Source organism: Neobacillus sp. B24 (assembly GCF_055381825.1).
In genome coordinates, this window is the sequence record NZ_AP035777.1 from 1965223 (window position 1) to 1986070 (window position 20848).

Consider the following 20848-nt stretch of genomic DNA (forward strand, 5'->3'; position numbering starts at 1 on the left):
GTATGGAAGCAGTATTTTTAACAGATAGAGGCAAAGTTCGTGTTCACAATGAAGATGCCGGCGGGGTTTTTCAAAACCTCGATGGCAACCTCCTTGCTGTCATTGCTGATGGCATGGGGGGCCATCGTGCAGGTGATGTGGCAAGTGACATGACTTTGACTCAATTAAAAAAGGCGTGGGAAGCTTCCCAGGGGATCGCAACGGCAGATGCTGCCGAGAAATGGTTAATGGAACATATTTCGATTGTTAACGGACTTTTGTTTCAACATGCCGCTACCCATTCCGAATGTTTTGGGATGGGCACGACAATCGTGGCCGCCATCACAACCGATACGTTTGCCACCTTTGCACACATCGGGGACAGCCGTGGCTATTTATTAAATGAATCAGGCTTCAAACAAATCACCGAAGACCACTCCCTTGTCAATGAATTGGTACGTACCGGGCAAATTTCCAAGGAAGACGCTGAGCATCATCCGCGTAAAAACGTACTACTTAGGTCATTAGGCACTGAAAAAATGGTGGAAATGGATTTAAAAACGATTATGTTTGAAGAAGGGGATATCCTTCTGTTGTGCTCTGACGGTTTATCCAATAAAGTCAGTGAAACAGAAATGAAGGAAATTCTATTAAATGAAGATCACCTTGAACAAAAAGCCACTTCCTTCATCACACTTGCCAATCATTACGGTGGAGAAGATAATATTACGCTCGCGATTGTAAAGTTTTCCGAAACCAGTGAGGGTGATAGTTAGATGATGATAGGGAAAAGATTAAGTGGACGCTACAAGATATTAGACATGGTCGGCGGCGGCGGGATGGCCAATGTTTATTTGGCACATGATATGATTCTTGACCGTGATGTGGCCGTTAAAATGTTAAGGCTCGACTTTGTCAATGATGAAGAGTTTATCCGGAGATTTCACCGGGAGGCCCAATCGGCAACCAGCCTGGCCCACCCAAATATTGTTAATATCTATGATGTTGGGGAAGAAAACGATCTTTATTATATTGTAATGGAGTATGTTGCCGGTACAACTTTGAAACAATACATACAGCAAAATTCACCCCTTCGGGTCGAGGAAGCTATCGGGATTATGAGAGAATTGACCTCAGCCATTTCCCATGCACATCATAATCATATTATTCATCGTGATATTAAACCGCAAAACATTTTGATTGATCCTGACGGGACTGTGAAAATTACCGATTTTGGAATCGCCATGGCTTTGACTGCGACAAGTATTACGCAAACTAATTCTGTTCTCGGTTCAGTTCATTATTTGTCACCGGAACAAGCCCGTGGCGGGATGGCCAATCGAAAATCGGACATTTACTCGCTGGGAATCGTTATGTTTGAATTATTGACTGGAAGGCTTCCATTTTCGGGAGAATCGGCTGTTTCGATTGCCCTAAAGCATTTGCAATCGGAAACGCCTTCAGTCAGAAGATGGAATCCGAATATACCACAAAGCGTGGAGAATATCGTTTTAAAAGCAACCGCAAAAGACCCATTCCATCGTTATAATAGTGTCGATGAAATGGAAGAGGACCTGCGGACTGCTCTTGATTCTGAACGAATGAATGAACCGAAATTTGTCATCCCGGTAGATGACGAGGCAACAAAGGCCATCCCGGTTATTACCAATGATAAACCGCTAAAGAATCTTGACGAAACCTTGGTTCATAGCAATGAAAAGACCGATTCAACAGCAAATTCAACTAATAAAGGGAAAGATCCGAAGAAAAAGCGAAAAAAATGGCCGATTGTTTTGATTTCCACACTTCTGTTGGTTATTTTGCTTGGATTATCTGCTTTTTTTCTCCCCGGAATGTTGGAGGCAAAGGAAATCAAGATTACCGATGTCAGCGGTATGAATGAAGATGATGCGGTTTCCAAATTGAAGCTTCAAGGCTTGGGAATCGATAAAAAGGTTAGAATTAACGATGAAAAAATAAAAAAAGGACAGGTAATCAAGACCAATCCTGAAGCGGGATCAACTGTTAAGGAGCATGCAAAGGTTACCCTCTACATTAGTTTGGGCAAGGAAAAAGTAGAACTGGGAGATTATATTGGTCAACAATATGAGAGTGTCTTACAGTTATTGACTGACCAAGGTTATAAAAATATTAAAAAGACTGAAGTATACGATGAAAGCGAACCCGGAACGATTATCAGTCAAACACCGGAAAGTGGAGAAAAATTGGTTCCTGAAGATACAGTGTTAGAGTTTGAGGTTAGTAAAGGCCCAGAAAAAATTGTTTTAATGGATTTAACACAATATAGTGTGAAAGCTGCTCAAGACTATGCTGCTTCAGTTGGTTTATCGTTAGATGCTTCCCAGGAACAATATAGCGAAACCATTCCAAACGGGATGATTATTTCGCAAGAACCAAAACAAGGAACAGAAATGCAAAAAGGCGGTAAGGTTACCGTGATTGTCTCAAAAGGGAAAGAAGAAAAGCCGCCGAAGGAACTAACAAGAGAAGTAACCATTGATTTCGTCCCGCCTATACCAGGGCAGCCAGGACAAAAACAAGAGGTTATCATTTATATTGACGATATGGACCATAATCCGACTGTGCCGGCGGATAGATTTTTTATTACAGAAACAAGCAGAAGACAAATTAAATTGATCATTGCCGAGGGGAAAACGGCCAGCTATCAGGTATTTCGTGATACAGAGGTCATAGCCACAGAATCATTTAATTATAACGATGTAGAATAATTTTTGTAATAACTTTTAATAAACTGATGAATTAGGCAAGGAGGGCTGCTATGCCTGAAGGGAAAATAGTCAAAGCGTTAAGTGGATTTTATTATGTTATTACTAATAATGAGTTAATCCAGTGCCGGGGACGAGGGGTGTTCCGAAAAAATAAAATTACCCCGCTCGTTGGCGATGAGGTGGTTTTTCAAGCCGAAAATGACCAAGAGGGTTATATTCTCGAGGTGAAGGAACGCAGGAATGAATTAGTACGCCCGCCGATTGCGAATGTTGACCAGGCAATTTTAGTCTTTTCCGCTGTGGAACCGGAGTTTAGCACCGTCCTGTTAGACCGGTTTCTTGTCTTGGTTGAATTCAATCATATCGAGCCGCTCATTTGCATTACTAAGATGGATTTGACGAATGAAACGCAGTATCAAAAGATTGTGGAATATGCAGGCCATTACCAGGCCGCTGGATACGAAGTCATTCTCACCTCTTCCGAAACGGAAACCGGTATTGAACAGTTAAAACCGCACCTTGAAAATAAGATATCGGTGTTTGCCGGCCAATCCGGAGTGGGGAAATCCTCGCTTCTGAATGCGCTCAGACCCGATCTCGAATTGAAAACAAATGATATTTCCTCGCATTTGGGGAGAGGTAAGCATACAACAAGGCATGTGGAACTGATTGAAATTGGAAATGGACTTGTTGCCGATACACCTGGCTTCAGTTCATTGGAATTTACCAATATTGAAGCCGAGGATTTAACATCTTGCTTCCCGGAACTTTCGACAGCAAGTGAGAACTGCAAATTTCGCGGATGCCTTCATGTAAGTGAACCGAAGTGCGGGGTTAAAGCGGAAGTGGAAGCAGGGGGAATTCCTGCGTATCGCTATCAGCACTATATTGATTTTCTACAGGAAATAAAAGATAGAAAGCCGAGGTATTAATGATGGTAAAAATAGCACCTTCCATCCTTTCTGCCAATTTTGCCAAATTGGGAGAAGAAATTACGGCCGTTGAAAAAGGGGGAGCCGATTATATTCATGTAGATGTAATGGACGGCCACTTTGTACCAAATATTACAATTGGTCCGTTAATCGTTGAGGCTATTCGGCCTGTTACAAAGCTGCCGCTAGATGTCCATCTCATGATTGAAAATCCTGACCAATATATTGAAGCATTTGCCAAAGCGGGGGCTGATTATATTACGGTCCATGTGGAAGCATGCCGGCACTTGCACCGGACAATTCAAAATATCAAATCGTTTGGGATTAAGGCAGGGGTTGTCCTAAATCCGGCTACACCGATTGAAACCATCCAGCATGTAATCAAAGACATTGATATGGTCCTGCTGATGTCTGTCAATCCAGGTTTTGGAGGCCAAAAATTCATTCCTGAGGTCCTGCCAAAAATTAAAATGGTTAAAGAATTGGCTGAGGAGAAAGGCGTCAGTTTGGAAATAGAAGTGGATGGCGGAGTAAATCCGGAAACAGCAAAGATGTGCATTGAAGCAGGTGCCAACGTGCTTGTTGCCGGATCGGCCATTTATAATGAACAAGATTATGCTAAGGCAATTTCGTTGATTAGAGGGTAATGGAGGGGCTGTCTCATCGGAGATAGTCTCTCTTTGGTATGAAAAGGAGATAATACAAGATGGTAATCAATATTCTTGCCGGAGGTCCAGAGGGACTTCTGCCCCAGTTAACAGAATTTAACCGGGAAAATGTAATCTGGGTTGGTGTTGACAGAGGTGTTTTCCATTTATTATCAAGAAACATCGTACCGGTCATCGGTTTTGGCGATTTTGATTCCGTTTCAGAAAAAGAGCTGGAATTTATCCAAGGAAAAATCGCCAATTTGAATCGATTTAAGCCGGAAAAGGATGAAACAGATACGGAATTAGCTTTAAATTGGGCCATTGAGCAAAACCCATCAGAAATTCGCTTATTTGGGGCAACCGGCGGAAGGTTGGATCATTTGCTTGCCAACGTCCAATTGCTGGTTAAGCCCTTAAGTCAAGGAAGTTCAATAAAGATTAGTATTATTGACAGAAACAACATTGTCTACTTGGCAGGACCGGGGACTCACACCATTAAAAAAATTCCTGAAAAAAAATACATATCTTTCGTTCCGTTAACGCTTGATGTTGCTAATCTTACACTTGATGGCTTCAAATTTCCTTTGCAAAATCGTCATATTTCAGTCGGTTCCACACTATGTATTAGTAATGAACTTATTAATCAATATGGTACTTTTTCATTTTCCGAAGGCATATTAATAGTGATAAGAAGTCACGATTAATAGGCCCTGCAAATTGTGCCCGATTTCGTTCGTTTGAATAGTATGGTAAGGGCGGCGAAAGAGGTTAGTGGATAAGATGGGAGACGGCGAGATTTTTGAGGAGGGACAGTATGAAATTTTATACGATTAAACTGCCAAAATTTTTGGGCGGGCTTGTGCGGGCTATGATAGGTGTATTTAAGAAAAACGAATAAATATATTTCATGTTTGAAGCACCCATACATTTGGGTGCTTTTATTTTTTACAGTTTGGGCAAAATAAAAAAATAGGGCAGAAATAAAATGAGCATCCGGCTATCGGATGCCCATTTAATATTAAACGCGTTCTACTTTACCAGATCTTAACGCTCTTGCAGAAACCCAAACGCGCTTTGGCTTTCCGTCAACAAGAATACGTACTTTTTGTAGGTTGGCACCCCATGTGCGCTTGTTTGCGTTCATAGCGTGAGAACGTGCGTTACCAGTTGTGGTTTTCTTTCCAGTTACTACACATTTACGTGGCATAATAATTTCCCTCCTTAACTACCAAAAGCTTTACCAGCAATCCTAAAGATATACATCGGGATTTATAAATGGTCAAGCTGAAATTTTCTAGTCTTAAGATACCTTAATAATTTAACATACAACGAAATTGAATGCAATACTTGTATTTAAAGGTTTCAAGAAAAAAACCTTGACAACCTTTCAATAAAAATGCTGTTATAGATAACAGGCAAGTATGACTTTCAATCTTGAAGGTACTATAGTAAAATGACTGTAGTTAAGGAGCAATTTTCCAAAGAGGGGGAACGATTCATGTCCATTGAATTAAAAACCAAGTACGGACAAATTGATATTTCTAACGAAGTAATCGCAACCATCGCTGGCGGCGCGGCCATTGAATGCTATGGTATTGTAGGCATGGCTTCCAAGAATCAAATCAAAGACGGTCTTACTGAAATTCTGCGCCGGGAAAACTTTACCCGCGGCGTAATTGTACGTCAGGAAGATGAGGCAATACATATTGATATGTACATTATTGTCAGCTATGGAACGAAAATTTCCGAAATTGCTCACAACGTCCAATCCAAGGTGAAATATACCCTTGATAAGACTGTTGGACTTGCCGTCGACTCGGTAAATATTTACGTTCAGGGAGTTCGTGTGACGAACCCGTAGTGAGGAGGAAAGTTTGTGTCAATAACTGCATTGGATGGAAAACGTTTTGCCGAAATGGTCATTTCTGGTGCCAATAATTTGGCGGCAAATGCCAAAATGGTCGATGCGCTAAACGTTTTTCCTGTGCCGGATGGCGATACTGGAACAAATATGAATTTATCCATGACTTCCGGAGCCAAAGAAGTAAAAAATAACGTTCAGGACCATATTGGAAAAGTTGGTCAAGCCCTTTCCAAAGGTCTATTAATGGGCGCGCGGGGAAATTCGGGTGTTATTCTATCTCAATTATTCCGCGGTTTTTCCAAAGCAATTGAGGCGAAAGCTCAAATAAACGCCAAAGAATTTGCATCAGCACTTGAAGCAGGGGTGGAAACGGCTTATAAAGCTGTGATGAAGCCTGTTGAAGGGACAATTTTAACAGTTGCCAAGGATGCATCAAAAAAAGGCGTTCAGGCTGCGCAAAAATCGAATGATATCATAGAGGTCTTGACAGAAGTTTTAAAAGAGGCAAAAGCCTCATTAAAGCGGACGCCTGATTTGCTGCCGGTATTAAAAGAAGTCGGTGTTGTGGACAGCGGCGGTCAAGGGCTTGTATGTGTTTACGAAGGCTTCCTTGCCCAATTAAAAGGTGAGACTCTTCCTGATTCACCTGAGTCGCTGCCGTCAATGGATGAACTGGTCAATGCCGAGCACCATAAGAGTGTGCAAGGCCATATCAACACTGAAGATATTGTTTTCGGATATTGTACAGAGTTTATGGTCCGGTTTGAAGCTGACAAATTGGCTAAAAACCAATTTAATGAAACGAACTTCCGGAATGACTTGGACAAAATGGGCGATTCTTTATTGGTCATTGCCGATGATGATGTGGTTAAGGTGCATATCCATTCCGAACAGCCAGGAGAAGTGTTAACATATGGTCAACGTTATGGCAATTTGATTAATATGAAAATCGAGAATATGCGTTTGCAGCATTCCAATATTGTCGGTGAAACAAAGACACCTCTTGTTACCAAACCAGAAACACCGAAGGAAAAACAAGAATTTGGGATCGTTACCGTTTCAATGGGAGAGGGAATTGCCGATCTATTCAAGAGTATTGGCGCCCACTCGGTCATCGAAGGCGGACAAACGATGAACCCAAGCACCGAGGATATTGTGAAGGCAGTCAAGCAAGTCAATGCGAAAAAGATCTTCATTTTACCAAATAACAAAAATATCATTATGGCTGCACAGCAGGCTGCCGATGTCGCGGATGAAGAAATAGTGGTCATCCCGTCCAAAACAGTTCCACAAGGACTTTCAGCATTGCTTGCTTTTAATCCTTCTGCTGATGTTGAAGGAAATCAAACAGCGATGATAGAAGCGTTAAATCATGTGAAAACAGGTCAAATTACCTTCGCGGTCCGCGATACTCAAATCGATGGATTGGAAATTGAGAAAGATGATTTCATGGGCATTGAAGAAGGTAAAATTGTCGTAAAAAATAAAAACAAACTAACAGCCGCTGAAGAACTCTTATCACAAATGATTGATGAGGATTCTGAAATTTTAACGATTATTTACGGTGAAGATGTAACACAAGAGGAAGTTGCTGCGTTAACTGAGTTTGTTGAAGAACAATTCGGTGATGTGGAAATTGAAGTACATAATGGCAAACAGCCATTATATTCATTTATCTTTTCAATTGAATAAACAACCGCTAAAATAGAAGGGGTGCCCAATTTGGGCGACCCTTCTTTTCTTTTGTACGAAATATGGTTCAAATACAAAGTTTATTAAATAAATTGGTGGTAAGGGGGAGAATAAGGTGAAATATAGAAGTGTTTTCGATATTATTGGTCCGGTCATGATTGGTCCTTCGAGTTCACATACAGCTGGAGCAGCAAGAATTGGCCGCGTTGCCAGAAGCCTGTTTGGCCGCGAGCCAAAATGGGCTAATATTTCATTATACGGTTCTTTTGCCAAAACATATAAAGGCCATGGAACAGATGTAGCCATCGTTGGCGGATTGTTGGATTTTGATACAGATGATAAACGAATCATTAATGCGCTCGACATTGCTGGCGAACGGGGAATGAAAATAGAATTTATTGAAGAGGAAGCGGTCCCTGACCACCCGAACACCGCAAGGGTCTTCATTGGCGACCATAACGGCGAGCTTGAATTAGTCGGGATTTCGATAGGAGGCGGAAAAATTGAAATTACCGAATTAAATGGCTTTATGTTAAAGCTGTCTGGAAACCATCCGGCCATCCTTGTTGTCCATAACGACCGCTTTGGTGCGATTGCCAGTGTTGCCAATACATTAGCCAAATATGAAATCAACATTGGCCATATGGAGGTTTCTCGGAAGGAAGTCGGGAAAATGGCACTGATGACCATTGAAGTTGATGAAAATGTTGATGACAAGCTGCTCGAGGAACTTGAAAAGCTTCCGAATATCCTTAAAGTAACAAAAATTGTTGACTAAATGTCATAGTCAAAAGGGGGGAATACAATGTTTAGAAATGTAGCGGAATTAGTGGAAATGGCTGTCAGCCAAAATAAAAAGATCTCTGAAATTATGATTGAGCAGGAAGTTACCGTAACAGGACGTTCGCGCGATGAGGTTCTCTCCTTTATGGATCGCAATTTAAAAGTCATGGAAGAGGCTGTCGAACGGGGAATTAAAGGCGTTAAATCACACTCCGGATTGACTGGTGGAGATGCTGTGCTGCTGCAGAAATATATCGAAAAGGGAAACTTTTTATCAGGTGAAACGATTCTTGATGCGGTAAGTAAAGCGGTAGCGACAAATGAAGTGAATGCCGCGATGGGAACGATTTGCGCTACACCGACAGCAGGATCGGCAGGTGTTGTACCGGGAACATTATTTGCTGTTAAAAATAAACTTAAGCCTACAAGAGAGCAAATGATTTCATTTTTATTTACAGCAGGTGCCTTTGGGTTTGTGGTTGCAAACAATGCTTCTATTTCCGGTGCCGCCGGCGGATGTCAAGCGGAGGTCGGTTCTGCTGCGGGAATGGCTGCCGCCGCGATCGTGGAAATGGCTGGTGGTACGCCGCAGCAGTGTGCTGAGGCGATGGCTATTACGCTAAAAAATATGCTTGGGCTTGTTTGCGATCCTGTCGCTGGTCTGGTTGAAGTCCCTTGTGTCAAGCGAAACGCGATGGGCGCCGCCAATGCCATGGTCGCTGCGGATATGGCATTGGCAGGAATCACCAGCCGCATCCCATGTGATGAGGTTATTGAGGCGATGTATAAAATCGGTCAAACCATGCCAACTGCATTAAGAGAAACAGCAGGAGGAGGGTTGGCGGCTACACCGACTGGACGCAGGCTTGAAGCGAAAATATTTGGAATGCCGCTGAAAGAAAAGTGAGCGAGATCCTTAATCAATCAGTAACCGTATTAAAGGGCATAGGGGAAGAAACGGCGGAAAGCTTGTCCGAAATGAATATAGGAAATGTTCGGGATTTATTGGAATATTTCCCATACCGTTATGAGGATTACCGGTTACGGGACCTTACAGAAGTACAACATGATGAGAAAGTTACTGTGGAAGGGAAGGTTCACAGCGAGCCTTCTCTCTCCTATTATGGCCGAAAGAAATCCAAACTGACCCTTCGGCTGTTTGTTGGTGCCTATTTGATTAAGGTCGTCTTTTTCAACCAGCCCTATTTAAAAAGTAAACTCAATATGAATGAAATCATCACCGTAACGGGGAAATGGGATGCTCACCGCCAAACCATCACGGCGAATGAGGTTCAGCTTGGGACGAATGCTAAAGTGAACGAGTTTGAACCGGTGTACTCGTTAAGGGGAAAAATAACCACAAAGGGAATGCGTAAATTTATCAGTCTCGCTTTCCAACAATATGGTAATTTAATAGAAGAAACACTGCCTGACCACTTATTGCAGAAATACCGCCTGCTCAACCGAAAGGACGCAATCAGGGCGATGCATTTTCCTGGCAGTCAGGAGGACGTGAAACAAGCTCGCCGTCGGTTTGTGTATGAGGAATTTCTGCTGTTTCAATTAAAAATGCAGGCATTGAGGAAATTTGAGCGGGAGCAATCACATGGAATCAGCCAAAACTATGATCTTGGCAAAGTAAAAGATTTTATTAATGGCTTACACTTTCCCTTAACCAATGCGCAAAAACGGGTCGTAAATGAAATTCTATCAGACCTTAAATCAACCTATCGGATGAATCGTTTGTTGCAAGGGGATGTTGGTTCAGGCAAAACGGTGGTGGCGGCAATCGGTTTATATGCCAGTGTGACTGCCGGATTTCAGGGTGCCTTAATGGTCCCAACTGAAATTCTCGCCGAGCAGCATGCGTACTCGTTGAAGCAATTATTTGCTCCATTTCAGGTTAAGTGCGAGCTGCTAACCAGTTCTGTCAAAGGGAAGCGCCGTCGAGAAATTCTTCAAGCACTTGCGGATGGGAGTATTGATATTTTAGTTGGAACTCATGCTCTTATCCAAGAGGAAGTGGTATTCAAACGGCTAGGTTTTGTGATTACCGATGAGCAGCATCGTTTCGGTGTTGAACAGCGAAGGATCTTGCGAGAAAAAGGCGAGAATCCTGATGTCTTGTTTATGACGGCAACCCCTATCCCACGAACACTGGCCATTACGGTTTTCGGGGAAATGGATGTTTCCGTTATCGATGAAATGCCTGCCGGCAGAAAGACGATTGAGACTTATTGGGCAAAACCGGAAATGCTTGATCGTGTGTTGGGCTTTGTTGAAAAAGAATTGGTCAAAGGGCATCAAGCCTATGTGATTTGCCCGTTAATCGAGGAATCGGACAAGCTCGATGTCCAGAACGCAATTGATGTACACACGACGTTAAGCCACTATTTTCAAAATCGTTATAAGGTAGGTTTGATGCACGGACGGCTCAATTCCGATGAAAAAGACGCGGTCATGAAAGCCTATAGTGCCAATGAGGTCCAGGTGCTTGTGTCAACTACGGTCGTTGAGGTAGGCGTGAACGTCCCTAATGCCACGATTATGGTCATCTATGATGCTGAGCGTTTTGGCTTATCCCAGCTCCATCAGCTTCGCGGCCGCGTTGGCCGGGGCAGTGACCAATCCTACTGTATTTTGCTTGCCAGTCCCAAATCCGAGGTCGGCCAGGAACGTATGAGAATTATGACCGAAACCAACGATGGCTTTGTCCTTAGTGAAAAGGATTTGGAACTTCGTGGACCGGGTGACTTTTTTGGCAAAAAGCAAAGCGGAATTCCAGAGTTTAAAGTGGCCGATATGGTCCATGATTACCGGGCGTTGGAAACAGCCAGAAGTGATGCCGCGGTGTTGATTGCGTCGGCAGCCTTTTGGACCTCACCTGACTATCAATATTTAAGAAACCAGCTCGAAATGTCGGGCGTATTAGAAGGAGAAAAATTGGATTAGTAATAGAAAAGCAGATTGCAGTCATAAAGATAATCCTTGCAATCTGCTTTTTTAACTTTTATACTACTCTTAGTACCTAGTCATAATACTCGGACGGTGTAAAGAATGAGACGAAGCAAAAAAGAACGTCAACAGTTATTAACCTCTACCATTGCTGATAATCCGTTTATCACGGATGAGGAACTGGCGGAAAGATTTCAGGTCAGTGTCCAAACAATCCGGCTTGACCGGTTAGAGTTATCGATTCCGGAGCTGCGTGAACGGATTAAGACGGTTGCGGAGAAGCGGTTTGAAGATGAAGTCCGCTCGCTTCCGCTAGATGAGGTTATCGGGGAAATAATTGATATTGAGCTGGATCAAAGTGCCATCTCGATATTTGATGTGAAAGCAGAACATGTTTTTAAACGAAATCAAATTGCTCGCGGGCATCATGTGTTTGCCCAGGCCAATTCTTTGGCTGTGGCCGTGATCAATGATGAGTTGGCATTGACGGCGAAAGCCAATATTCAGTTTAAGCGCTCGGTTAAATTAAACGAACGAGTTGTCGCCAAAGCACGGGTGACAAAAATTGATGAACAAGTTGGACGGACTTTTGTCGAGGTTAACAGTTTTGTGAATAATGAACTGGTTTTTTTCGGACAATTTGAAATGTACCGTTCGAAAAATAATAAAGGATGAGACATACATGAAACTAGCAATTGACGCAATGGGCGGCGACCACGCTCCGAAGGAAATCGTTCTGGGTGCCATGAAGGCAGTGGAAGCCTATCCTGATTTACATATCACGCTTGTAGGTGACGAAGCCAAAATAAACGAAACCTTGACTAGTCACGATAGAATTTCCATTATACATACAACAGAGGTCATTCTTGGAAGTGATGAACCGGTAAGGGCGGTCCGGAGAAAAAAGACGGCTTCGATGGTGCTTGCTGCCCAGCAAGTAGCTGATGGTGCTGCCGATGCGTGCCTGTCGGCTGGGAATACCGGCGCATTAATGGCAGCAGGTTTGTTCGTAGTTGGCAGAGTCGAGGGGATTGATCGCCCGGCATTAGCGCCAACCTTACCAACCATCGGCGGTGAAGGCTTTTTACTTTTAGATGTTGGGGCCAACGCTGACGCCAAACCGGAACATTTGCTGCAGTACGCCATTATGGGGTCAATCTACTGTGAAAAGGTAAGAAATATCTCAAAACCAAGGGTTGGACTCCTTAATATCGGAACCGAAGAAAAGAAAGGCAATGAACTGACACGCCATGCGTTTGACCTGCTTAAGAATGCGAATCTAAATTTTGTCGGCAATGTTGAGGCACGAGATTTACTCGATGGTGTTGCCGATGTTGTGGTAACCGATGGTTTTACCGGTAACATGGTATTAAAAACAATTGAAGGGACAGCCCTTTCGATGTTCAAGATGTTAAAAACTTCATTAATGAGCAGCTTTACCAGTAAGCTTGCTGCCGGTGTATTAAAGCCAAATCTCATGAGGTTAAAGGGTAAGCTGGATTATTCAGAATACGGCGGTGCCGGGTTATTCGGTCTCAAAGCACCGGTAATCAAAGCCCATGGTTCCTCAAATGCGCAATCAATTTTTAGTGCGATTCGCCAGACCAGAGAAATGGTCGCAGGTCATGTTGTTACTCTTATTAAGCAGACAATGGAAGCAGCCAAGATTGAAAAAATTGAACAGTAAGGGGAGAGAGCAGTGGGAAAAATCGCATTTGTGTTTCCCGGACAAGGTTCACAGACAGTGGGAATGGGCAAAGACTTGGCCGATAAATATCCGGAAGTAAAGGGATACTTTCAGCAAGCCGATGACAAGCTTCAGTTTCCGTTAAGTCAATTAATTTTTGCCGGGCCGAAAGACGAGCTGACTTTAACCTTCAATACCCAGCCGGCATTACTAACAACAAGTATTGCTATCTTAAAATTCTTCCAAAAGTCAGGGGTTACAGCCGATTATGTTGCGGGTCACAGCCTCGGAGAATATACCGCGCTTGTAGCTGCGGGTGTTCTAAACTTTGAGGATGGGGTCTATGCCGTCAGGAAACGTGGAGAATTCATGGAGAATGCCGTGCCGAATGGTGAAGGTTCAATGGCGGCAGTATTAGGTCTTGACCGGGACAAATTAGCGGCAGTATGCCAAGAGGTAACAGAATCAGGTCACGTTGTTGCATTGGCAAATCTGAATTGTCCAGGACAAATTGTTATTTCCGGTACAAAACAAGGGGTTGAATTAGCAGGAGGGAAAGCAAAGGAAGCAGGGGCAAAACGGGTCCTGCCGCTTGAAGTCAGTGGACCGTTCCATTCCCCGTTAATGAAACCAGCAGCAGGACAGCTCCGTCAAGTGTTGGATGGAATCAACGTGAACGATGGGAGGATTCCTGTGGTCGTCAATGTCAGCGCAGAGCCAATTACCTCTGCTGCTGATATCAAGGATAAATTAATTCAACAATTGTATTCCCCGGTACTGTGGGAGGATTCTGTCCATAAAATGATCGACTTGGGTGTCGATACTTTTATTGAAATTGGACCGGGTAAAGTACTATCAGGCTTAATTAAAAAAATTGATAAAACGGTAAAAACTTATACTGTTTCAGATGAAGAAACTGCACTTTCTGTTATGGATTCGCTAAAGGAGGAAAAGCTATGAACTTAGAAGGGAAAGCAGCTCTTGTAACGGGTGCCTCCAGAGGGATTGGCAGGGAGATTGCGCTTGAGCTTGCCAGACAAGGAGCAAATGTGGCGGTAAACTTTGCTGGAAGTGAAGCAAAAGCAAATGAAGTGGTTGATGAAATCAAGGCTCTCGGCAGAGATGCATTCACCGTTAAATGCAATGTAGCCAATCCTGATGAAGTATCAGAAATGGTAAAAGCAGCGATTGAGCGTTTTGGCCGACTTGATATTGTCGTAAATAATGCTGGTATTACCAGAGATAATTTATTGATGAGAATGAAAGAGCAGGAATGGGATGATGTCATCAATACCAACCTGAAAGGGGTATTCCTGGTAACCAAGGCAGTAACAAGACAAATGATGAAGCAGCGTGTCGGCAGAATCATCAATATCGCTTCAATCGTCGGTGTAAGCGGGAATCCTGGACAGGCAAACTATGTGGCTGCCAAGGCTGGAGTCATTGGTCTAACGAAAACAACCGCCAAAGAACTGGCATCAAGAAATATTACTGTAAATGCGATTGCACCCGGTTTCATTACAACAGATATGACTGATACCTTACCGGAAGATGTTAAAGTAGAGATGCTAAAGCAGATTCCGCTGGCAAGATTGGGCGAGCCTAAAGATATTGCGAAAATGGCAGCTTTCCTTGCCTCGGATGATGCATCGTATATTACCGGGCAAACATTGCATATTGATGGTGGAATGGTAATGTAAACAGAAAAGCGAAAAGCGCCTTGACCAAGACGCTGAAGCTGGACATCACTGTTTATTAATTTGCTAAAATACTCTATAATGACTTGAGGGGAGGTGAAGTGAGCATGGCAGAAGTATTAGAACGTGTGACAAAAATCATCGTGGATCGTTTAGGGGTTGATGAATCTCAAGTTAAACTTGAAGCTTCCTTTAAAGATGATTTAGGTGCCGATTCCCTTGACGTAGTAGAACTTGTTATGGAATTGGAAGATGAATTCGATATGGAAATTTCCGACGAAGATGCTGAAAAGATTGGTACAGTTGGCGACGCTGTTAACTACATACAAAGTCAAAAATAATCTTGTTGGAATAATTCTCGAAAGCTCCGTTTTCAAACGGGGCTTTTTTAAGGTAGAATAGAACTTGGCGCTCCATTCGAGAGCCAAGTTTCTTTGCGTTAGAACAAGGTTATACTCTTAATAATGTAAATCAGATACAAGGTGGAGAATTTTATGCGCAAGAATGGAAATGAAAAGGATTTAAATTATCGCGCAAAAGATAAACAATTCAAGGATTTTCAACATGCAATTGAGATACTGTTTGATAATGAAAAATTGTTGAGACAAGCTTTTACACATTCATCCTATGTGAATGAGCATCGCCGAAAACCTTTTGAAGATAATGAACGGCTCGAATTTTTAGGGGATGCTGTCCTCGAACTGACCATCTCACAATTCCTGTTTAAAAAGTATCCAACAATGACAGAAGGGGAATTAACAAAGCTGAGAGCGGCTATTGTATGCGAACCTGCACTCGTTGATTTCGCCAATGAATTGGGATTTGGACAATTAATCCTGCTTGGCAGAGGAGAAGAAATGACAGGCGGAAGAGAACGTCCTGCCTTACTGGCTGATGTATTTGAGGCATTTATTGGCGCCTTATATTTGGATAAAGGTATTGAAATGGTCATTAAGTTTCTTGAAAAGGTCATATTCCCTAAAATAGATGCCGGTGCTTTTTCTCATGTGATGGATTTTAAAAGTCAATTGCAGGAACTTATTCAGCGTGATGGAACCGGAGTAATAGAATACAGTGTCCTGCAGGAAAAAGGTCCTGCCCATAACAAAGAATTTGTTTCCAAAGTAACGTTAAATGGGGATGAATTGGGGGTAGGCACAGGCAGGTCGAAAAAGGAAGCAGAACAGCATGCGGCGCAAATGGCGTTGGATGTATTAAAAAATAAACAGCCTAGAAATTGACAAAATGGAACTGGAGAAATCCCGGGCAATTAGGGAGGATAAACAATGTTTTTAAAACGGTTGGATATTATTGGCTTCAAATCTTTTGCGGAGAGGATCAGTGTTGATTTTGTCCCAGGAGTAACGGCAGTAGTCGGGCCAAACGGGAGCGGTAAGAGTAATATAACAGATGCCATCCGCTGGGTATTGGGCGAGCAATCCGCCAAATCACTGCGTGGCAGTAAAATGGAGGATATTATCTTTGCTGGCAGTGATAGCAGGAAGGCGCTCAACTATGCTGAAGTGACATTGACTTTGGATAATCAGGAACAGGGGCTTGCCATTGATTACAATGAAGTCAGTGTCACCAGAAGGGTTTCACGCTCGGGAGATAGTGATTATTTTATTAATAAACAGTCTTGCCGTTTAAAGGACATCATTGATTTATTTATGGATTCCGGACTTGGCAGAGAAGCATTTTCAATTATTAGCCAGGGGAAAGTCGAAGAAATTTTAAATAGTAAGGCGGAGGATCGTCGGACTATTTTCGAAGAAGCCGCCGGGGTATTAAAATATAAAAATCGTAAGAAGAAGGCGGAGCAAAAGCTTGCAGAGACGCAAGACAACTTAAATCGTGTTCATGATATTCTCCATGAACTTGAAGGTCAGGTTGAACCGTTAAAAATGCAGGCTTCGATGGCCCGGGACTACTTAGAAAAAAAGGAAGAACTCGAGAAATTTGAAGTTGCCCTGACAGTATATGAAATTGAAGACCTGCATCAAAAATGGGAAGCTCTATCAAAACAGTTTGAAGAGCATCAACGGGAAGAACTGAGACTATCATCTGACCTACAACTGAAAGAGGCAATAATCATCGAAACACGCGATGGGATTGCCGCTTTGGATGAATCAATCACTGATCTGCAGAATGTTTTGCTTCATGCCAGCGAGGAATTGGAAAAGCTTGAGGGTCGTAAGGAAGTTTTAAAGGAACGGAAGAAAAATGCAGCTCAAAACAAGGAACAGTTAATTCAATCGATTGCTGAATTAACCGACAGAATATGTCAGCTTGAGAAAAATCGCGAAGCACAACAACAATCTGTAGAAGTGCTGCAAAAGCAGGTAGACTCTCTTCAGTTAGAGTTAAAGGAGAAACAAGATAAGCTATTATTATTTACCGAGAATTTGGATGAAAAAATCGAAAATCTAAAAAGTGAATATATTGATATACTCAATGATCAAGCGAGCACGAAAAATGAATTGAAGCATATCGACGAACAGCTGGAGCAGCAGGAGCGGAGAAGTTCCCGGCTTGATGGGGAAAATGAAAAATACCTAAATGAACGAGGGTCAGTGCAAGCCAATAAGCGAAAAGTGCAAAAGGCACTGGAAGATATTCAAACCAAGCTGGCGGAACAAGTTGTGACTTATCGTGAGCAGCAACGAAAGCTTGAGACTTTAAAAAATAATTATCAAAAGCAAGAAAAAACGTTATACCAAGCTTATCAGCTAATCCAACAGGCAAAGTCAAGAAAAGAAATGCTTGAGGAGATGGAAGAGGATTATTCCGGGTTTTTCCAAGGAGTAAAAGAAGTTTTAAAAATGCGCGGGACAAAGCTTCACGGCATTGAGGGTGCAGTTGCTGAATTGGTCACTGTGCCAAAGCAATATGAAGCAGCTATGGAAACGGCGTTCGGCGGTGCCCTGCAGCATATTGTTGTGGATATGGAGGAAAATGCCCGAAAGGCAATCCAATACTTAAAACAGCATTCCTATGGCCGGGCTACTTTCCTGCCGCTTAGTGTCATAAAGGGGCGGCCGTTGTCTTCCGCTCAAGCTTCATTAATTGGGAACCATCCATCATTGGTTGGAACTGCAGTCAGTTTGATTGGATTTGACCCCAAATACACTGAAGTCATGAACAACCTTCTCGGAAATGTTGTGATTACGAAGGATTTAAAGGGTGCCAATGAAATGGCAAAGCTCCTGCAATATCGAGTTCGCCTTGTAACCCTTGATGGTGATGTTGTGAACCCGGGTGGTTCAATGACCGGGGGTGCGGTGAAACAAAAGTCCTCTTCACTGTTATCAAGAAAAGGGGAACTGGAGGATTTAAAAGCAAAGCTTAGCATCATGGAGGAACAAACGACGAGCTTGGAGCAAAACGTTAAACTTCTTAAAGAAGAGGTCACTACAGCCGAAGCATTTATTGAGGAAGTCAGAAAGACCGGTGAAGATTTGCGGCTTTCGGAACAGTCCATCAAAGGCGAGCTTCGCGGTGCAGAGCTGGAAGAAAAAAATCTCAATGATCGCCTGGCCATTTATGATTTGGAAAAAGAACAAATTGGAGCTGAACGAGCCAAGCTTCTGCAAAGAAAGACGGAAAATACACAGGCGTTGGAAGCTTCCAAGGTGACAATTGCTGAACTGGACCGGCAAATTAACGCCCTCTCACAACAGAAGTCCAAAGATTTAACATCGAAGGAAAGTATTACAGCTGATATCAATGAACTAAAGATCGAGTTTGCTTCGAAAAATGAACAGCTGGCAAATGCCAAGGAGCGGTTCGGGCTGACAAACCAGGATCTCGAGGAAAGCAAGCAAAAGCTGGCTCTACAGGAAGAAGACTTAGGGCTGTTAACCTCGGAAATGACCAATAGCTCTACTGGAGAAGAACAGCTTGAGGAAGCCGCCAAGCGAAAGCAACAAGATAAAGCTGCTACATTAAAGCTAATTTCCGTAAGGCGGGAGGAACGCCTAGGGCTCCAAGGACAATTGGAAGATAATGAGCTTGAAGTGAAAGAATTAAAACGGCTTCATAAGGGCATCACAGTTGTCTTAAAGGATGAGGAAGTAAAAATGACCCGCCTAGATGTGGAATTGGAAAACCGATTGACCCATCTTCGCGAAGAATATTTACTCACCTACGAAGGTGCTAAAGAGCAGTACCCGCTTACTGTATCGGTTGATGAGGCCCGCAAAAAGGTGAAATTAATCAAGCTGGCGATTGATGAACTTGGCAATGTCAATCTTGGGGCAATTGAGGAATATGATCGGGTTTCCGAACGATATGAGTTTTTAAACGAGCAAAAAGGAGATCTTCAGGAAGCGAAGGATACGCTGTTTAAGGTCATTGAAGAAATGGATGAAGAAATGAAAAAACGTTTCAAACAGACCTTTGATGGCATCCGTGAGCATTTTGAGCCGGTGTTTCGGGCGCTATTCGGCGGCGGCCGGGCCGACTTAATTCTGACCCAACCGGAAGACTTATTAAACACAGGTGTTGAAATCGTAGCCCAGCCCCCTGGGAAGAAGCTGCAGAATCTTGGGCTTTTATCAGGCGGGGAACGAGCGTTAACGGCAATTGCCCTGTTATTCTCCATCTTAAAGGTGCGGCCCGTGCCATTTTGCATTCTTGATGAGGTTGAGGCTGCGCTTGATGAAGCGAATGTTTACCGCTTCAGTCAATATCTCAAGCGCTACAGCACGGAAACACAATTTATTGTCATTACTCACCGCAAAGGCACGATGGAAGAGGCTGATGTCCTCTACGGGGTGACCATGCAGGAGTCGGGAGTATCCAAGCTTGTATCGGTTCGTCTCGAAGATACGAAGGAACTTGTTGAATTATAGGCAAAGGAAGTGTAAGGATGAGCTTTTTTAAAAAATTAAAAGAAAAAATCACCAAGTCGACGGACTCGGTTACCGACAAGTTTAAAGAGGGGCTTACAAAAACCCGTGACAACTTTTCCGGAAAAGTGAATGACTTGATTGCTAGATACCGTAAAGTCGATGAGGAATTCTTCGAAGAACTAGAAGAAATTTTAATTCAGGCCGATGTCGGTTTCGACACGGTCATGGAATTAATCGATGAATTAAAACTGGAAGTTAAGCGACGCAATATCCAAGACCCGGCTGATGTTCAAAGCGTGATCTCCGAAAAGCTCGTGGATATTTATAATGCAGGTGAGGAGCTATCATCACAGTTGAATATTCAGCAAGATGCCTTAACTGTTATTCTTTTTGTCGGAGTCAATGGTGTCGGAAAGACAACAACCATTGGGAAACTTGCTCATAAATTTAAGAGCGATGGTAAAACTGTCTTACTTGCCGCAGGCGATACGTTCCGTGCCGGAGCAATCGACCAGCTTGAAGTATGGGGGAATAGAGTCGGTGTAGAGACAATCAAGCAAGCTGAAGGCTCCGATCCAGCAGCAGTGATGTTTGATGCGATTCAGGCAGCCAAATCCCGGAATGCCGACATTTTGTTATGTGATACGGCAGGAAGATTGCAAAACAAGGTCAATTTGATGAAGGAGCTGGAAAAGGTCAAACGGGTCATTGAACGAGAAGTGCCCGGTGCGCCGCATGAAGTGTTGCTCGTCCTGGATGCAACAACTGGACAAAATGCCCTGATTCAGGCGAAAACTTTTAAAGAAGCAACCAATGTCAGCGGCATTGTATTATCAAAGCTAGATGGTACGGCCAAGGGCGGTATTGTTCTTGCCATCCGTAACGAACTGAAGATACCTGTCAAGTTTGTCGGGCTTGGTGAAAAAATGGATGACCTCCAAGAATTCGATGCCGAAAAATACGTGTACGGACTATTTGCAGATCAGGTAGAGAAAAGCGAATAATA

General features: G+C 43.0%; 20 protein-coding genes. 19 read left to right on the forward strand and 1 reads right to left on the reverse strand.

Annotated features, from left to right (window positions below):
* Positions 1 to 2 precede the first annotated feature (2 nt).
* The 6 genes from ACZ43M_RS09860 to spoVM all read left to right on the forward strand — a co-directional run bounded on the left by ACZ43M_RS09860 (position 3) and on the right by spoVM (position 5209).
* Positions 3 to 755, forward strand: a complete 753-nt coding sequence (locus ACZ43M_RS09860) for a Stp1/IreP family PP2C-type Ser/Thr phosphatase (protein WP_464507230.1) — start codon at positions 3 to 5, stop codon at positions 753 to 755.
* Positions 756 to 2729 carry a Stk1 family PASTA domain-containing Ser/Thr kinase gene (gene pknB, locus ACZ43M_RS09865; RefSeq protein WP_464507231.1) on the forward strand — a complete coding sequence of 658 codons (1974 nt, stop codon included), beginning with the start codon at positions 756 to 758 and terminating at the stop codon, positions 2727 to 2729.
* Between the two features lie 50 nt (positions 2730 to 2779).
* Positions 2780 to 3661 (forward strand): ribosome small subunit-dependent GTPase A, encoded by an 882-nt coding sequence (gene rsgA, locus ACZ43M_RS09870; RefSeq protein WP_464507232.1) that lies wholly within the window; start codon positions 2780 to 2782, stop codon positions 3659 to 3661.
* A gap of 2 nt (positions 3662 to 3663) precedes the next feature.
* Positions 3664 to 4308 carry a ribulose-phosphate 3-epimerase gene (gene rpe / locus ACZ43M_RS09875; RefSeq protein ID WP_464507998.1) on the forward strand — a complete coding sequence of 215 codons (645 nt, stop codon included), beginning with the start codon at positions 3664 to 3666 and terminating at the stop codon, positions 4306 to 4308.
* Positions 4309 to 4367: 59 nt separating this feature from the next.
* Entirely contained in the window at positions 4368 to 5015 is a 648-nt protein-coding gene (locus ACZ43M_RS09880; RefSeq protein ID WP_464507233.1) for a thiamine diphosphokinase, read from the forward strand.
* 110 nt (positions 5016 to 5125) lie between these two features.
* Positions 5126 to 5209: a stage V sporulation protein SpoVM gene (gene spoVM / locus ACZ43M_RS09885; RefSeq protein ID WP_248733748.1), complete on the forward strand. Its 84-nt coding sequence runs from the start codon at positions 5126 to 5128 to the stop codon at positions 5207 to 5209.
* Positions 5210 to 5329: 120 nt separating this feature from the next.
* On the opposite strand, the gene rpmB is transcribed toward spoVM, so the two are convergent.
* Complete coding sequence (gene rpmB / locus ACZ43M_RS09890; RefSeq protein ID WP_007087786.1) at positions 5330 to 5518, reverse strand: 50S ribosomal protein L28; 189 nt, start codon at positions 5516 to 5518, stop codon at positions 5330 to 5332.
* A 291-nt stretch (positions 5519 to 5809) separates the two neighbouring features.
* On the opposite strand from rpmB, the gene ACZ43M_RS09895 reads away from it, so the two are divergent.
* From ACZ43M_RS09895 to ftsY, 13 genes are all read left to right on the forward strand, one after another.
* Entirely contained in the window at positions 5810 to 6172 is a 363-nt protein-coding gene (locus ACZ43M_RS09895; RefSeq protein WP_464507234.1) for an Asp23/Gls24 family envelope stress response protein, read from the forward strand.
* A 15-nt stretch (positions 6173 to 6187) separates the two neighbouring features.
* A complete protein-coding gene (locus ACZ43M_RS09900; protein ID WP_464507235.1) occupies positions 6188 to 7867 on the forward strand; it encodes a DAK2 domain-containing protein in 1680 nt (559 codons plus the stop codon).
* A gap of 115 nt (positions 7868 to 7982) precedes the next feature.
* Positions 7983 to 8645: an L-serine ammonia-lyase, iron-sulfur-dependent subunit beta gene (gene sdaAB, locus ACZ43M_RS09905; RefSeq protein WP_464507236.1), complete on the forward strand. Its 663-nt coding sequence runs from the start codon at positions 7983 to 7985 to the stop codon at positions 8643 to 8645.
* A gap of 27 nt (positions 8646 to 8672) precedes the next feature.
* Positions 8673 to 9557 (forward strand): L-serine ammonia-lyase, iron-sulfur-dependent, subunit alpha, encoded by an 885-nt coding sequence (gene sdaAA / locus ACZ43M_RS09910; protein WP_464507237.1) that lies wholly within the window; start codon positions 8673 to 8675, stop codon positions 9555 to 9557.
* Positions 9554 to 11602, forward strand: coding sequence for an ATP-dependent DNA helicase RecG (gene recG / locus ACZ43M_RS09915; RefSeq protein ID WP_464507238.1), 2049 nt, complete (start codon positions 9554 to 9556; stop codon positions 11600 to 11602). Before sdaAA ends, recG begins: the two co-directional genes overlap by 4 nt.
* Positions 11603 to 11707: 105 nt before the next feature.
* Entirely contained in the window at positions 11708 to 12280 is a 573-nt protein-coding gene (gene fapR, locus ACZ43M_RS09920) for a transcription factor FapR (protein WP_464507239.1), read from the forward strand.
* A 7-nt stretch (positions 12281 to 12287) separates the two neighbouring features.
* A complete protein-coding gene (gene plsX / locus ACZ43M_RS09925; protein ID WP_464507240.1) occupies positions 12288 to 13292 on the forward strand; it encodes a phosphate acyltransferase PlsX in 1005 nt (334 codons plus the stop codon).
* Between the two features lie 12 nt (positions 13293 to 13304).
* Complete coding sequence (gene fabD / locus ACZ43M_RS09930; protein ID WP_464507241.1) at positions 13305 to 14252, forward strand: ACP S-malonyltransferase; 948 nt, start codon at positions 13305 to 13307, stop codon at positions 14250 to 14252.
* Positions 14249 to 14992 carry a 3-oxoacyl-[acyl-carrier-protein] reductase gene (gene fabG / locus ACZ43M_RS09935; RefSeq protein WP_464507242.1) on the forward strand — a complete coding sequence of 248 codons (744 nt, stop codon included), beginning with the start codon at positions 14249 to 14251 and terminating at the stop codon, positions 14990 to 14992. The genes fabD and fabG overlap by 4 nt, the downstream gene beginning before the upstream one ends.
* Before the next feature lie 104 nt (positions 14993 to 15096).
* Positions 15097 to 15330, forward strand: coding sequence for an acyl carrier protein (acpP, locus tag ACZ43M_RS09940; protein WP_464507243.1), 234 nt, complete (start codon positions 15097 to 15099; stop codon positions 15328 to 15330).
* A 153-nt stretch (positions 15331 to 15483) separates the two neighbouring features.
* Positions 15484 to 16230, forward strand: coding sequence for a ribonuclease III (rnc, locus tag ACZ43M_RS09945; RefSeq protein WP_464507244.1), 747 nt, complete (start codon positions 15484 to 15486; stop codon positions 16228 to 16230).
* Positions 16231 to 16275: 45 nt separating this feature from the next.
* The gene (smc, locus tag ACZ43M_RS09950) at positions 16276 to 19842 is read left to right on the forward strand and encodes a chromosome segregation protein SMC (protein ID WP_464507245.1); all 3567 of its coding nucleotides are present in this window, start codon (positions 16276 to 16278) and stop codon (positions 19840 to 19842) included.
* A 17-nt stretch (positions 19843 to 19859) separates the two neighbouring features.
* On the forward strand, positions 19860 to 20846 hold the full coding sequence (ftsY, locus tag ACZ43M_RS09955) for a signal recognition particle-docking protein FtsY (RefSeq protein ID WP_464507246.1): 987 nt from the start codon (positions 19860 to 19862) through the stop codon (positions 20844 to 20846).
* The last annotated feature ends 2 nt before the right edge of the window (positions 20847 to 20848 follow it).